The 14,042-nt window shown below is 35.7% G+C and carries 14 protein-coding genes and 1 riboswitch; of the genes, 4 read left to right on the top strand and 10 right to left on the bottom strand.

The genetic code is table 11. The annotated features are described in order from the left end of the window. Window positions 1-224: 224 nt before the first annotated feature. From A9G28_RS04705 to moaA, 3 genes are all read left to right on the top strand, one after another. Entirely contained in the window at window positions 225-1,022 is a 798-nt protein-coding gene (locus A9G28_RS04705; RefSeq protein ID WP_065579917.1) for a hypothetical protein, read from the top strand. Window positions 1,023-1,058: 36 nt separating this feature from the next. Next, on the top strand, window positions 1,059-2,045 hold the full coding sequence (locus A9G28_RS04700; protein WP_065579916.1) for a putative type VI secretion system effector: 987 nt from the start codon (window positions 1,059-1,061) through the stop codon (window positions 2,043-2,045). 723 nt (window positions 2,046-2,768) lie between these two features. Then, window positions 2,769-2,889: riboswitch (molybdenum cofactor riboswitch) on the top strand. Continuing rightward, window positions 2,886-3,860: a GTP 3',8-cyclase MoaA gene (moaA, locus tag A9G28_RS04690; protein WP_065567400.1), complete on the top strand. Its 975-nt coding sequence runs from the start codon at window positions 2,886-2,888 to the stop codon at window positions 3,858-3,860. (Overlaps the previous riboswitch by 4 nt.) Here the strand turns inward: moaA and gluQRS are convergent. The 3 genes from gluQRS to folK form a co-directional block, all read right to left on the bottom strand. Continuing rightward, complete coding sequence (gluQRS, locus tag A9G28_RS04685; RefSeq protein ID WP_065579914.1) at window positions 3,840-4,733, bottom strand: tRNA glutamyl-Q(34) synthetase GluQRS; 894 nt, start codon at window positions 4,731-4,733, stop codon at window positions 3,840-3,842. The genes moaA and gluQRS overlap by 21 nt on opposite strands. A gap of 38 nt (window positions 4,734-4,771) precedes the next feature. Continuing rightward, window positions 4,772-5,227: an RNA polymerase-binding protein DksA gene (gene dksA, locus A9G28_RS04680; RefSeq protein ID WP_065567402.1), complete on the bottom strand. Its 456-nt coding sequence runs from the start codon at window positions 5,225-5,227 to the stop codon at window positions 4,772-4,774. Window positions 5,228-5,362: 135 nt separating this feature from the next. Further along, window positions 5,363-5,848: a 2-amino-4-hydroxy-6-hydroxymethyldihydropteridine diphosphokinase gene (gene folK / locus A9G28_RS04675; RefSeq protein ID WP_065579913.1), complete on the bottom strand. Its 486-nt coding sequence runs from the start codon at window positions 5,846-5,848 to the stop codon at window positions 5,363-5,365. Window positions 5,849-6,061: 213 nt separating this feature from the next. On the opposite strand from folK, the gene A9G28_RS04670 reads away from it, so the two are divergent. Further along, the gene (locus tag A9G28_RS04670; RefSeq protein ID WP_141674686.1) at window positions 6,062-7,426 is read left to right on the top strand and encodes an MmgE/PrpD family protein; all 1,365 of its coding nucleotides are present in this window, start codon (window positions 6,062-6,064) and stop codon (window positions 7,424-7,426) included. A gap of 86 nt (window positions 7,427-7,512) precedes the next feature. Here the strand turns inward: A9G28_RS04670 and A9G28_RS04665 are convergent, their stop codons facing one another. From A9G28_RS04665 to syd, 7 genes are all read right to left on the bottom strand, one after another. After that, window positions 7,513-8,265: an amino acid ABC transporter ATP-binding protein gene (locus tag A9G28_RS04665; protein WP_065567405.1), complete on the bottom strand. Its 753-nt coding sequence runs from the start codon at window positions 8,263-8,265 to the stop codon at window positions 7,513-7,515. A gap of 10 nt (window positions 8,266-8,275) precedes the next feature. Continuing rightward, on the bottom strand, window positions 8,276-8,947 hold the full coding sequence (locus A9G28_RS04660; RefSeq protein WP_065567406.1) for an amino acid ABC transporter permease: 672 nt from the start codon (window positions 8,945-8,947) through the stop codon (window positions 8,276-8,278). After that, window positions 8,944-9,726, bottom strand: coding sequence for an amino acid ABC transporter substrate-binding protein (locus tag A9G28_RS04655; protein ID WP_065567407.1), 783 nt, complete (start codon window positions 9,724-9,726; stop codon window positions 8,944-8,946). The genes A9G28_RS04660 and A9G28_RS04655 overlap by 4 nt, the downstream gene beginning before the upstream one ends. After that, entirely contained in the window at window positions 9,723-10,247 is a 525-nt protein-coding gene (locus tag A9G28_RS04650; RefSeq protein ID WP_065579911.1) for a GNAT family N-acetyltransferase, read from the bottom strand. The genes A9G28_RS04655 and A9G28_RS04650 overlap by 4 nt, the downstream gene beginning before the upstream one ends. Then, the gene (gene purB / locus A9G28_RS04645) at window positions 10,244-11,605 is read right to left on the bottom strand and encodes an adenylosuccinate lyase (protein WP_065567459.1); all 1,362 of its coding nucleotides are present in this window, start codon (window positions 11,603-11,605) and stop codon (window positions 10,244-10,246) included. Before purB ends, A9G28_RS04650 begins: the two co-directional genes overlap by 4 nt. Before the next feature lie 343 nt (window positions 11,606-11,948). Next, complete coding sequence (locus tag A9G28_RS04640) at window positions 11,949-13,124, bottom strand: amino acid aminotransferase (protein ID WP_065579910.1); 1,176 nt, start codon at window positions 13,122-13,124, stop codon at window positions 11,949-11,951. Between the two features lie 129 nt (window positions 13,125-13,253). Further along, complete coding sequence (gene syd, locus A9G28_RS04635; RefSeq protein WP_065567410.1) at window positions 13,254-13,787, bottom strand: SecY-interacting protein; 534 nt, start codon at window positions 13,785-13,787, stop codon at window positions 13,254-13,256. Window positions 13,788-14,042 lie beyond the last annotated feature (255 nt).

Below are 14,042 nucleotides of genomic sequence, written 5' to 3'. Positions count from 1 at the left end.
AATGGAGTATTATATACTTAAACTGATTGAATAAGTAAAGTAGATCAATTTAATCAATTCAATACATTGTTTTTAATTAATAATTTTGAATAAGCGTTCAGAATTGATCAATCTATTTTTTAGTAAGATATTAAATGAATTAATTTTTATTGTTGTTGATAATTTAATCATAATATAAAATTATTTACCATTATACTTAAGGAACTCAACAAGGGGTAGAGTTAATGAGGAATGATTTTTACTTATTACAAGGAACTGTAAGCTGTTTACAATTAGATGAAAATTCGCAACAAACTGACGCTAAGCTGACAGCGACGGATCGAATGGAAAAAGATCTTTATGCCGTGATTTGTTCAATTATTGCATTTATTTGTTTTTTTATTTGTTGCCGCCCGCCTTTAAGGGGGCAATACTTTTGTTGCCATATCGGCAATAAAAAAGTAGAGGGAAGGCTTAACACGATTGGTTTTAATGAGGGTGATTATGTTGAAATGCTTGTTAAGCCAAAAAAAAATGATGTTTACCAACCTTATGCGGTACGAATTCCAAGACAACATGCGATAATTTTTCCGCAAGATATTGGTTTAACAACGTTCGCACTTTTAAAAATTAGTTTTATTTTGATGACGATATTTGCCGTTATTATCCTGCTTTTTTTGTTAATTTTTGAATTATTTAACGGTTGTTCATTAAATTATATTTTAAACATATTTAAATATTGTTTTTGGGGCTGGATCATTGCAATTATTGCTGTTTTTTTTATAAGTGGAGGTGGATACTCTTTTTTTTCCAATCAAATTTATGCTTGCTTTGGGTATGATAAACCGTGGAAGTATGATTCTGCAAAAGAAAAGGAACGCTTTAAGGAGCTGTATCGAAGCAATGATCCTGAAATATTTAACGACCCACAGACCCCTGACTTTGAAAAGTTCGAAAAATTTAAAGCATTAACATATTACTACTGTAGAACGCCAATTTTACCTAATTGGGTTAAAATTATTGATGAGCTAAACAAAAAATAACAAATAATCAAATTGATAGATATAAGGAATAAAAATATGGAACAGAATATAGGCGATAGTCATTATTACCAAATCATTACTGGTTATATTACTGATCTAGAGATCTATGACACGCAAGAAAGTTATCTTAATGCTCGCAAACTAGCTGGACGGCCTGATATCAATGTATTAACAATAGGGCATTTAGATTTAGTTTCTATGGCTAATCAAATGAGAATAAATTCAGCAAAAATCAAAAATATTGATTACGACACAGCCGATATTGAACAGTATTTTTGCTGCAAATTAGGTGATAAGGTGATTGAAGGCGCATTTTGTCGAATATTTTTTAATGAGGGCGACTACGTAGAGGTAGTTGTTGATCCACTAGCAGGTGGAACCTATTTTGCTTATGCATTACGCCGTCCTGCCGATAAGCTTTTATGGTTACATCCTTATGCAACAGAGGGAACAGAAGCTGGCAATAACAAGCTGCATATGCCTATTTTACCGCTTATTTTCCTTATTGGTGCTGGAGGGTTGGGGGTATTTATTATCTTTTATTTTGTAGTAATGGCCTTTTCTAAAAATGATTTTTCGCTACTTCTTATGGCTGCTATGGGATTACTCTTTCTTTTACCTGCTTATCTAGTCTTTTCTGCATTAAAAAAATCAAATTCCGGTTCTGCTATTGCTGATAAGATTTTTGCGACTTTGGGGTATAGTGATCCTAAAGCGTTTGATATTGAGAAAGAATATCATATTTTTAGTGACAAATTATTCGATTTATATAAACAGTATTGTGAAAATCACGAGGGATCTTCAATGATTGATGAAGATGCATATAATGAGTTTATTGATCATTATATGCATCAGCAGTCAGAAGATGATTCTCAGGACGATATATTACTAAAACAATATTTACGCCAGACAAAAAAAATAGACGGGATTCAATGGGCATTCTTTTATCTTAATACGCCAACTATTCCTAGCTATATTAACGTTATTCATACCGAAAATCACAACGACAGCCATGGACAATAATGGTTTTAGTTGTTGAGTGTTTTATTCAGCTCTGGAAACACAAACACGGGAAAAAATCCCGTGTTTGTTGTTATTTGGTTTTATAGCAGTATACAATTTTCAAGCAATTTTTGCTCATCATTATAGCTAGAAAAAATTATACTTGCTGGGTTATCATCATATTTGAACGATACAATGCATTTAAATATGACTGTTTGACCTTTAGAACTATAAGATTTTTGACGTGTATCATAAATTTTGCCACTTTTTCCTTGATAGGGAAAAAGGTTGAATGGAAAGATAATTTTCCTGCCATAAATGATATTCGCCACTTAGAGGCTGTTCATAATGGTATGTGTCTATCCTTAGGGTTTCGTGTTTCTACTTGCTCATCGTTGAGAGGTGAATGGCGCGCTGATTTAATTGCACGATTTATTGATAGTTAATTAGTTTTATATAAACACGCTGTTATTGAAAACATCTGCTATGCGACAACTTAAACACTATTCCTTGGTTTTTACCAGTTGTTGATCATAATCATATAATATGACCAATGAATTAAATAAACCGCATAAGATAGCATAAATTAACATAATGTAAATTTATTCATAACAAATAAAATATTAGGTATATATAAATATTTTGCTTATTAATACCTTGTCTATAAGTAAGCCTTTATTGTTGGGTACCTAGGTCGCTTGCAAAGGTTAATTTGTTCATAGTCAAAAAATAATGCCTATGTTAGACTGAGCCAAACTCTGAAGCTCTTTTACCTAAGTGATTTTTCATAAGGTGAATTAGCCGCGGTATAGCGCAGAAATGGCTATGCTTCCCGATTTGGATAAGGTGTTTAATGTATATATGCAATTAGTTGATTATTATCAACGTCGATTTCAATATCTGCGTTTGTCGATTACTGAGCTGTGTAATTTTCAGTGTCAATATTGTTTACCTTATGGTTATCAACCCAAGAAAGGGCATAATTTTTTGTCGCTCAGTGAAATTGATCATGTTGTGGCAACATTTACTGAACTTGGGGTAAGCAAAATTCGCTTAACGGGTGGCGAGCCGACTTTACGTCGTGATTTTGTGGATATTTTGTCGCTCATTTCTTCTTACTCTAGTGTTAAAGAGCTGGCCATTACCACTAATGGCTCACGTTTATTAAAAAATATTCATCACTGGCATCAAGCAGGTTTAAATGCAATTAATATTAGTATTGATAGCTTTTCTCCGCATTTATTTAAATTAATTACGGGTCAAGATAAGCTTAAAGAATTAATGCAATGTGTCGAAAAATCGTTAGAAGTAGGTATTAAAAAAGTGAAAATTAATACGGTGTTAATGAAAAACATGAACGATAATTTAGATGATTATTTGTCATGGATTAAAGATAAACCCGTAGAATTACGCTTTATTGAACTTATGGAAACAGGTGAAAGTAGCGATGTATTTAATCGTTATCACTTATCTGGGCATGTTATTGAGGCACAGTTAATTGCACAGGGTTGGCAGTTGCAACTCAAAAATCCACTATCAGGCCCAGCTAAAGTTTATGCTCATAGCGATTATCAAGGTAAAATTGGGCTAATTATGCCGTATTCAAAAGATTTTTGTAAAAGTTGTAATCGGTTGCGTGTGTCATCAATTGGTAAATTGCATTATTGCTTATTTGGTGAGGCTGCGGTTGATTTGCGTGATTTACTTCAAAGCTCAGCGCAAAAACAACAACTTATAACACGCATCTTTGCTTCGTTAAAAATAAAACCAGAAAAGCATTTATTACATGTGCATAATGTCGGTATGACTGGTAATTTATCCTATATTGGTGGGTAACTGGGTATTTTGTTTGGGTACTTTCGCAATTTGCCAATGTTGTATTGCCCATTGCAATAGCTGTTGTTGGCTGGCATCTTGCCAGTCTTTTGGTAGACATTGCCCTAAAAATTGCAGAGCGTGCGCCGTTAATGATTTGCTATTATTTAGCTCAATGGGCTTTGCATGGTTTTGTTTAGAAAGCTTATTGCCGTTGTTATCTAGTGCTAGTGGTAAATGGCAATAGTTTGGCAGAGAAAAGCCAAAAAGCTTATAGAGTGACATTTGTTTAGCGGTAACCGGTAAAAGATCGGCTCCGCGCACAATTTCGGTAATTCCTTGTTTATGATCATCTAACACTACCACTAAGTTATATGCAAATAGACCATCTTTACGGTGAATAATGAAATCTTCTTGTGCACTAGCTGTTTCTACTGTTTGCAAACCACGAATTTTATCTGTAAATTCAGAAATAGGGTGGTTTTGTTTTAGGCGAATAGCCAACTGTGATTGGTTAATCTTTAAACGCCTATGGCGACAATAACCGTCATAATGCCCGTTAGGCAATTTCTGTATCCGTTGCCTTGTACAATCACAATAATAGGCTTGCTGATGACTCAATAGCGATTGTAATACTGCTTGATAACGTTCGTGGCAAGCCGATTGATATAATACGTTATCATCCCAATATAAATGAAATGTTTCTAAAGTCTTTAAAATGAGAGATGATGCGCCTTTAACTTCTCGTGGTGGGTCGATATCTTCAATACGAACTAGCCATTTGCCATGGCAAGATTTAGCCTGTAAATAGCTACCAAGCGCTGTCACCAATGAACCAAAATGTAATGGTCCTGATGGTGACGGGGCAAAACGACCAATATAACGCGTAGGCATATCGGGTTGAATGGCGGTGGTAATTAATAACGTAGCAATTACTTGCCCATTTGTTTTTCGCGAAGTTCTGCAAGTGTTTTACAATCGATACATAAATCAGCCGTTGGTCTTGCTTCTAGACGGCGAATCCCGATTTCCACACCACATGATTCACAATAACCGAAATCATCTATTTCGATTTTCTTTAATGTTTTTTCAATTTTTTTGATGAGCCTTCTTTCTCTGTCGCGAGCGCGTAGTTCAAGACTGAACTCTTCTTCTTGTGTTGCTCGGTCAGCAGGATCTGGAAAGTTCGCTGCTTCGTCTTGCATGTGCGAAACGGTTTTACCCATTTCATCTTTTAGTTGTGCAAGCCAAGCTTCTAAAATAAGCTTAAAATGTTCCAATTGCTTAGGATTCATGTACTCCTCACCTTTTGCCTCTTTATAAGGCTCAAGCCCAGCAACTGAAAGCAGGCTAAGTGAAGATGTGTTTGCTTTTTGTTCTTTTTTCACAGCAATCCCCTTAAGTGCAGATTATTTAAAAGCGCTAAACTATAGCAATAATTCAGCCTTTGGCAAATTTTTTTTATCATTTTTTTGCTTAAAACTAAATAAAATAATACAACTATATGTTATTAATTAAGATAATTACTTATCCCATTTCGTTAGTTCATTTTTAGGGCATCGAGTTACTAAGTCATATAATTTATCGTTATCGGGTAGAATCAGCTCTGGGCTGATGTCAAATAGTGGATAGAGTACAAATTCTCTATTTTTCATATGGTAATGAGGGATAGTTAGCCTTTCACTGTTAATGACTAAATCATCATAAAGCAAAATATCTAAATCTAAGGTTCTTGCGCCCCAGCGGTTGTCTTTACGCACACGGCCTTGCGCTTTTTCAATTGTTTGTAGCTCGTCAAGTAGTTCAATAGGGGATAAATTCGTTGTCAGTTTTATTACTGCATTCAGATAGTCATTCTGATTTTGTGGTCCAAGAGGTTTACTTCGATAAAAAGGTGAAATATCCGCTACTTTTGTGTTTGGCAACTGTTTTAATGCAACAATTGCACGATTGGCTTGTGCTAATGGATCTTCAAGGTTGCTGCCTAAAGCAATATAACAAGTTGACATAGTTGCGCTAATTTTCGATTTCAATTGAATGAGGCTATTTTAGCATATAACGTAATAGGCAAACATGATTATATAAATAGATTAATACTTATTGTTTCTGGCTTCGAGTTATTAAAATTTAATCATATCATCTTTAGCTTATTATTTTTTGTTCACTATTTTACTTGTGGTAAAGTAAACCCAATTATCAAATCGCTATTGCATTTATTGAGAATGAAAATGAATTTAGGGCAACAATTAAGTTTTTTAATAAAAAACACACCAATAATTCGTGATCCCAAAGTTATTAATTGTGCGATTAATGGGGTAACGGATTATTTTGCTTGTAGTTTGCAAGCTTGCCATGAAGATGACGTTCAGAAATTGCTAGCGTGGGTAGCAGATGAGGGGGGAAATGCTAGAGCGTGGTTAATCGGCCAAAAGAAGTTAGTTACCGCAAGGCAAGCAGCGCTTTTTAATGGCTTTCAAGCGCACTGTTTAGATTATGATGATGTACATTCAGATGTTCGAGGGCATCCTTCATCAGTGATTTTGTCGGCGCTTATTGCCAGCGTTCGATTAGATAATGATAAGCAAAAGATTGACGGGCGGCGTTTTTTGACAGCCTATGTTATTGGTGTTGAGGTGATGGCACGCTTAGGTAAAAGTGTTAATCCTGAGCATTACGAAAAAGGTTGGCATGCAACTATTACTTTGGGGGGGATCGCGGCAACGGCTGCGATTTGTTACCTTTATGATGAACCGTTTTTATCGCAAGCTTTAGCTTTGTCGGCAACTCAAGCTTCGGGGATGCGTTTGTTAATGGGCACGCCAATTAAGTTTTTGCATGCAGGCTTAGCCGCTCAACATGCCATTCAGTCCGTTGAATGGTTAAGAGTTGGTATAGATGCCGATCAGAATTTTTTAGACGATAAATTAGGTTTTTTGGCTATTTATGGGCAAGGTAATACACATTTTGATTTAAGTCATTGGGGGGATGTTTGGAAGATTGTTGAACCTGGTTTATGGTTTAAAAATTATTCTTATTGTTCAGCTGCGGCCTATGTTGCCGATGCGGGGCAATTATTATATAAAGATCCTGATTTCAATCTTGATAATGTTAGTGATATTACGATTTATTTTGTGCCATCAAATAGCGATGCAGCATTGATATATAAAACACCTTCATTAGCGCAACAAGGGCGTTTTTCGGCTGAATATATTTTGGCTTTAACCTTGTTAGGATTACCGCTAAGTTTCGAGCAGTTTTCTTCAAAACCTATTCCTTATGAAATCAAACAGTTGATGCAAAAGATGACGCGCAGTTATCAAATACAGCTTGCGTCACATCCTGATGCTTATAATGGACGTTATGTGATTATTGATATTTGCCTCAAAAACGGTAAAAAAATAAGCCAACGTGTTGATATTCCTAAAGGCTCACCTAAAAATCCATATAGCCAGAGTGAGATGTCGTTAAAGTTACTTTCCGCAGTTAAAGATAAATCGAAAACAGCACGGTTATTAACAGATATTCAGCAACTGGCAACAGGTTTGGATCTTCGCCAATTTTTATTATCTTATTCTTTTACGCTTTAATTTTCATATGTTAATCAGCAAGGCAATTTAATCACTAGTACAATTTAATCATCAATACAATGAGTTAAAGTCGTTGTGGCTATTGTTCAAATTTCGAAGTCAATTTCATCTGTTAGCTGGCGCAAAAAACGTTGTGTAGTTTCATGTTGTGGGTTGTCTATGACTGATTTTGCTGGCCCTTCTTCCACAATCACGCCATCAGCCATAAAGATAACGCGGTCTGCAACGTACTTGGCAAATTCCATTTCGTGCGTCACGATAATCATAGAGGTTCGTTCTTTTGCCAGTTGTAGCATGACTTGTAAGACTTCGTGTACTCGTTCAGGGTCGAGCGCAGAAGTGGGCTCATCAAATAATAGTACTTTGGGTTTGACTGCCAGTGCTCTTGCAATTGCGATGCGCTGTTGCTGACCACCAGATAAGGTAATGGGATATTGTTTGGCATAAGGTAACATACCAACGCGCTTTAATAATGATAAGCCGAGTTTTTCCGCTTCTTTTTTATCTATCTTTTGCCCAACAATAAGCGGGTAGGTAATATTTTCTAACGCTGTTTTATTTTTAAATAAATTGTAGTGTTGAAAGACCATTGCTGATTGTTTGCGTAAATTGGCCTCTTCTTTATGACTATAATGTTTTGCATCAAGCGTTGCTGAGCCAATTTGAATTGTGCCATTATTCGGTTTTTCTAATAAATTTAAACAACGTAATAAGGTGGATTTGCCAGATCCTGATGGTCCAATAATCGCAACTACTTCACCTTGCTTGATATTTAAGTTGATTTCTTTTAAGACTTCATTATTAGCAAAACGTTTAGATAAATGCGATACTGTAATCATAACATTCTCCTTAACGATGATATGGCGCAGAAAGTTTTTGTTCTAACTGTTTTTGTATCCATGAATAAATCACAACAGTAAGCCAGTAAATAATGCCAACAGCTAAATAGGTTTCAAAGTAGAGAAAAGAATTAGCGGTTAACATTTTTCCTGCGGCTAATAGCTCTTGAACGCCAACAAAAAAGGCGACAGAGGAATCTTTAAGTAATGATATAAACATGTTTCCTGTGTTTGGTAAGGCATTGATCATGGCTTGCGGAAGAATAATGCCTCTGTAGACTTGCATTTTACTTAACCCAACCGTTAGCCCTGCTTCTTTCTGCCCATGATCAACTGACTCTAAGCTTGCTCTAAAAATTTCGGCTAAATAGGATGAGTACTTTAAGCTGAAACAGATAATTGCAGCGGTAGTTGCGCCCATTTGTTTTAAAATAGGAAAAATTTGTGGTAGACCATAATAAATAATAAAGAGTAAAACAACGGATGGTATGCCACGAAACAGTGAAATAAATAGTGCAAAAATAGAATCGATAATGATTATTTTGTTGTTGCGTAATAGCGCAATAGCTAGCCCTAATATAATGGCAATCGTAATCGATACAATGGTAATAAAAAGTGTAACGGGCAGATAAGGTAAGATCTGCGGAAATACACTTAAGAAATAATTTACATTAAAATTCATGATGTAATATCTTCACCAAAATATTTAATTGAAAGATTTTTCAATGTACCATTGGCACGTAGCTTTTCGATGGCTTGATTGAATTTTTCACGCAGCGCTTGACCTTTTTCGTCTTTACTAAATGGGAAAGCAACCTGCTCAATAGTAATTGGCTCTCCAACTAATTTGAACGGTAGATTTTTACGTTTAATTTCAGCAAGTAAAATTGGTTTAGAATTGACATAGCCATCAACCCGTTGGTATTCCGTATCATACATTGCGCCATCACGGGTTTCGTAGGTTTTGATAGTTACGTCGTTATTAGGGAAAGCTTTTTTTAGGTTATTAATATGATTCGATCCTAGCACACCAGCAATAGTTTTATTTTTAAAATCAGATAGCTTATTAATATCTTTGTTATCTTTATGGGTTACAATCTGGCTACCGTAAAAGCTATAGGTGTTGGAAAAGTCATATTTATCTTGACGGGCTGGTGTTATGGCAACCGCATTTGCAACGGTATCTAAGCGCCCTGAATCAAATTGCCCCATTAAACCGCCAAATTCAGCAATCACCCATTCGACTTGATAACCTAGTTCTTGAGCAATGGCTTGAGTTACTTCAACATCAAATCCCACTAATTTGTCATCTTGTTTATAACCATTTGGATAGCTTTGTCCTGTAGAGCCAACTTTAATGATATTTTGCTTTGTTGCTTGGTCGTTGGATTTATTATCACAACCAATTAAGGCTAGACTGGTTAATAAAATAGCGGATAATAACGTACTTATTTTTTTCATGCTTTATTACTCCTTTGTTTCCATTGGGTATAGCTTTTATGGTTTAAGATTTTTTCAAAATAGAAGGTCGTATGATCGGGCGTTAAATCTGCTTGCCCTATTTTTTTATAACCTTTATTTATATAAGTTTGTACAAGCCATGGATGATTTGCTGCGGTACCTAAGGTCACAGCGGGTAATTTGAGTTGATTAATCAGGATTTGCTGTTCAACAAAATTCCATAATGTATTTCCATACCCTTTACCCTTATATTGAGGATCGGTTGCAAACCAACCTAAATGCGGTAGCCCATAAGGTCCAGGATTATTTCCCCATGGAAAACGAATACTTAACGTGGATAGTAGCTGTCCCTCTTTCTCAAATAGATACACCGCATTAGATTCAAGATGCTCAGCAATTTGTGATTGATTGGCGGTTGAAGCTGCAAAATGAATGCCTAATTTAGTTGTGGCATGATAAGCACGATGTAATAGTGTTTGATAAGCTGGAATGTCATTATGAGTCATTAAGCGAAAACTCATGCTAACACTCCACAATGATCAGCATATTTAATCACTTGTTCTACTTTTTCAGGAGCAGAGCCGAGATAGTTAATAGGATCAAGCCAAGCATCAAGTTCAGATTCGGTAAACTCGTTGTTCAAGTTGGGATCTTCTAATAGGATGTCTTTAAATGGTCGATTTTGTTCAAATGCTTTCATTGCACTTTGGTAAACTAAATGGTGCGCAGTCTGTTTGCCTAATCGTTTACCTATTTCAAACATGACTTTTTCAGACAGCAGTAAGCCATTTTGTAGTTGTAAATTAGTTATCATGCGATCAGCGTTAACTTTTAGACCTTTTAGTACAGTTAATGCGATTTGTAATTGGGCTGAAATATAAAGGTTTATTTCAGGTAGTGCTATCCACTCTGCTCGCCAGCTCATGGCATCACGCTCATGTTCAACTTTCATTGATTCATGAATTAACGCAACACTTTTTAAAAGTGGTGCCGTTAGGCTGGCTAATCCTTCTAATGCTGCTGGATTGCGTTTATGTGGCATGGTTGTTGATCCAATTTTTCCTTCAGAAAAAGGCTCTTCGATTTCGTTAATTTCGGTACGCATTAAGTTGTAAAATTCATTCCCAATTTTTCCTAATGTGCCACTGATTAGTGCTATTACCGATGAGTATTCAGAAAAACGGTCTCGTGCCGCTTGCCAGCCAATGTTAGGGGTATTAAGTCCGAGTAAAGTTAAAGCGCGTGATTCAACTTGTGGTCCTAATTTGCCTATTGATGCATAAGTGCAAATTGCTCCACTAATATTGCCGACTAATACCCGTTGTTTGATTTCGGTTAAACGTTGTAAGTGTCGAATAAATTCATCTAGCCACACCGCAAGTTTAAATCCAAAAGTTGTAGGTAGTGCTTGCATGCCATGAGTTCGCCCAACCATAGGTAAATATTGGTACTGTTTGGCTAAACGTTTTAGCTCAAGTGCCACCCGTTTAGTGTCTCGCTCAATGACAGTAAAAGACTGTTTTAATTGTAAAACGGTTGCTGTGTCGACAATATCTTGTGTGGTTGCACCGTAATGGATATATTGGCCTGCCTCGCCAACTTGTTTTTGTAGTGCATTAATTGTCGACATTAATGAGTGCTTCGCTTTTGCTGCTTCTTCGGCAATTTGATCAATTGATAGTTTTGAAGCATCGGCATTAGCAATGATTGAGTTGGCCGCTTCAATTGGAATAACACCTAGCTCGCCTTCAGCTTTGGCTAAAGCAACTTCGACATCCACTTGCCTTTTCAAACGATTTGTTTCCGACCAAATGGAACGCATTTCACTAGTGCCGAAGTTATTTCCCAAAATTAAAAAATCCAAAACATGTGACGCCACGACATTACCCTTAATCATTGTTATTACGTTATTAAACAATTATTAGTAATTATTGAGTTATCGTCTAATAATCAGTTTGTATATAGATATAACTAAATAGAATAAATGCATGAAATAGTTTATAAGAAAGCGGTTTTTTGCGCTAAATAACGCTAGTTTATTAAGCTATGTTTTGTATAAAAATAATCAAAAACTTCAATAAAATCAATGGGTTTTCTGAATGATTTTTAAAGGTAGGATGATGTTGAATGTAAACGAATAAGCAGAAACACTCACCATTGGAGTGCCTCTAGTGTTATAGTATAAAAAGCCGCGCTAATAATCTATTTGCTTATTAGCGGTATTAAAGCACTTCTACAATGGATTCACAAAGTCTAGACATGTTATCTAATGTCATCCCTGCCACATTAATCCGTCCTGAATTAACAATGTATATGCCATAATCGTCGCGCAATTTAAGCACTTGTTCTTCATTTAAACCACTGAACGAGAACATGCCATTTTGTTTAGCAATAAAACTAAAATCTTGATTTGCCCCTTTGTCTTGCAGTGTTTTGACAAATAATTGACGCATGCGGTGAATGCGTTGACGCATAGCCGTTAATTCATCGATCCACTCTTCTTTTAATTCTTCATTGTTTAAAATATAAGAGACGATTTTAGCGCCATGGGCAGGAGGGTTTGAGTAATTGGCTCGAATAATGGTTTTGACTTGGCTAAAGGCGCGCTCGGCAATTTCAGTATTTGCGGCAATGAGCGTGAAGGCGCCAACGCGCTCATTATATAAACCAAAATTTTTAGAATATGAGCTAGCAATAAGGAGTTCAGGGTGATGATTAGCAAATAATCGTAGTCCATAGACGTCTTCTTCTATACCTTGCCCCAAGCCTTGATAAGCTAAGTCAAATAGGGGTAACCAACCATTTTTTATGGCTAAATCTGAGATGGCTTGCCACTGTTCTGGTGTTGGATCGATGCCTGTTGGGTTATGACAGCAACCGTGGAATAATACTGCTTCGCCAGCGGCAACTTGGTTTAAGCTATTTATCAGGGCATCAAAGTCAAGTGTGTGTGTTTGTGCATTGTAATAATGGTATTCGCGCACTTCAAGGCCAGCAGTTTGAAATACACTACGATGATTGGGCCAAGTCGGATTGCTGACCCAAACACGTTTAACTTTGGTTCGGCGAGCTAAAAAATCTGCCATTATACGTAAAGCGCCAGTACCGCCCGGTGCTTGTGCTGTTCTTGCTCGTTCGTTTTCAGATCCAAAAAGCAAAATTTGCGTTACAGTATTGAATGCTTTAATACCATCAATAGGTGAGTAGCTTTTGGTGGTTTCGTCATTTAATAAAAAATGTTCCGCTTTTTTTACACTTTCTAAAATAGGTGTTTGGGTTGTTTCGTCTTTATAAACACCGACACTTAAATTAATTTTATTGGTGCGTTCATCTCTATTATAAAGATCGGCCAGTCCTAAAATAGGATCTGCCGGCGCTGCTGTTAAATATTCAAACATAATTCACCTATCTGATCTAATGACTTTTAACGCATTATATACACATTATTTTATAAGATACAATTTTGATAGCATTTACGATTGCTATTGATATAAACATATATTGCGTTATTGTTGAGCAGCATTAGCTTAACAAGTAACAATTAGTTTACTTAAAAAAGTGGTTAAATCATGAGCTAGAATAGAAAGTTTACCTGTAATTAAATCTTCTTTTACGACTTCGCCAGTTAAATTATTTATTGCAATAATTTCGGTATTTTCATCTGTTGACGCGATAAAAGTCGTTGGTGTTCGTTTTAATTTTTTTTGTTGGGATAAATGGGCTATTAAATTTTGTTCTAAATTGGAAAAATCATCATCATTCCATGCTTGGATTAATGTTAAGTGGGTGTCATGCAATTTAGCCGTCATATTGGCAGCATATTGTGTACCATAAAATATATGTGCGTTAGGATGTAAAGTAATGCCCACAATTTGCTCAGCAATAGCAAGATCTCTTGGCGGTTTTAATAAAAAGGGTTGCCAAAATACAGTGAGATTTTCTGTTTTTAAAATACAAGGCGAAGGTATAGCATGCAGTTCTTCGCTTTGCGGTGCGTAACTGAATTGGTTAACCCAGCGAGTGGTAAAATTAAGCAAGGCGATTTTATCGGTAGTGTTCATAAACAACCCTATTTGGTATTTAAATTATTATCTAATCATAATTATACTAATTAAGTTTTGTTATGCATAATTGCTTCAATGTTTTATTTTTTGTTAAATGTTTAACTAATTAATAAAACAAAAAAGTGTAAAGAAGTTTTAGTGAACGATACGTTTCAGTATAAAAAGTTAAGGAAATCAAATTAATTATTTATAATGAGGTAACATAGTTAAAAATAAGCAAAAAATAAATCTTTAACTGTTTATAAAATAGCG

It is taken from the genome of Gilliamella sp. Fer1-1 (assembly GCF_001690825.1).
Taxonomy (GTDB): Bacteria; Pseudomonadota; Gammaproteobacteria; order Enterobacterales; family Orbaceae; genus Gilliamella; species Gilliamella apicola_C.
The sequence above is the reverse complement of the archived record's forward strand: the minus strand, read 5'-3'. Positions and strand labels throughout refer to the sequence as shown.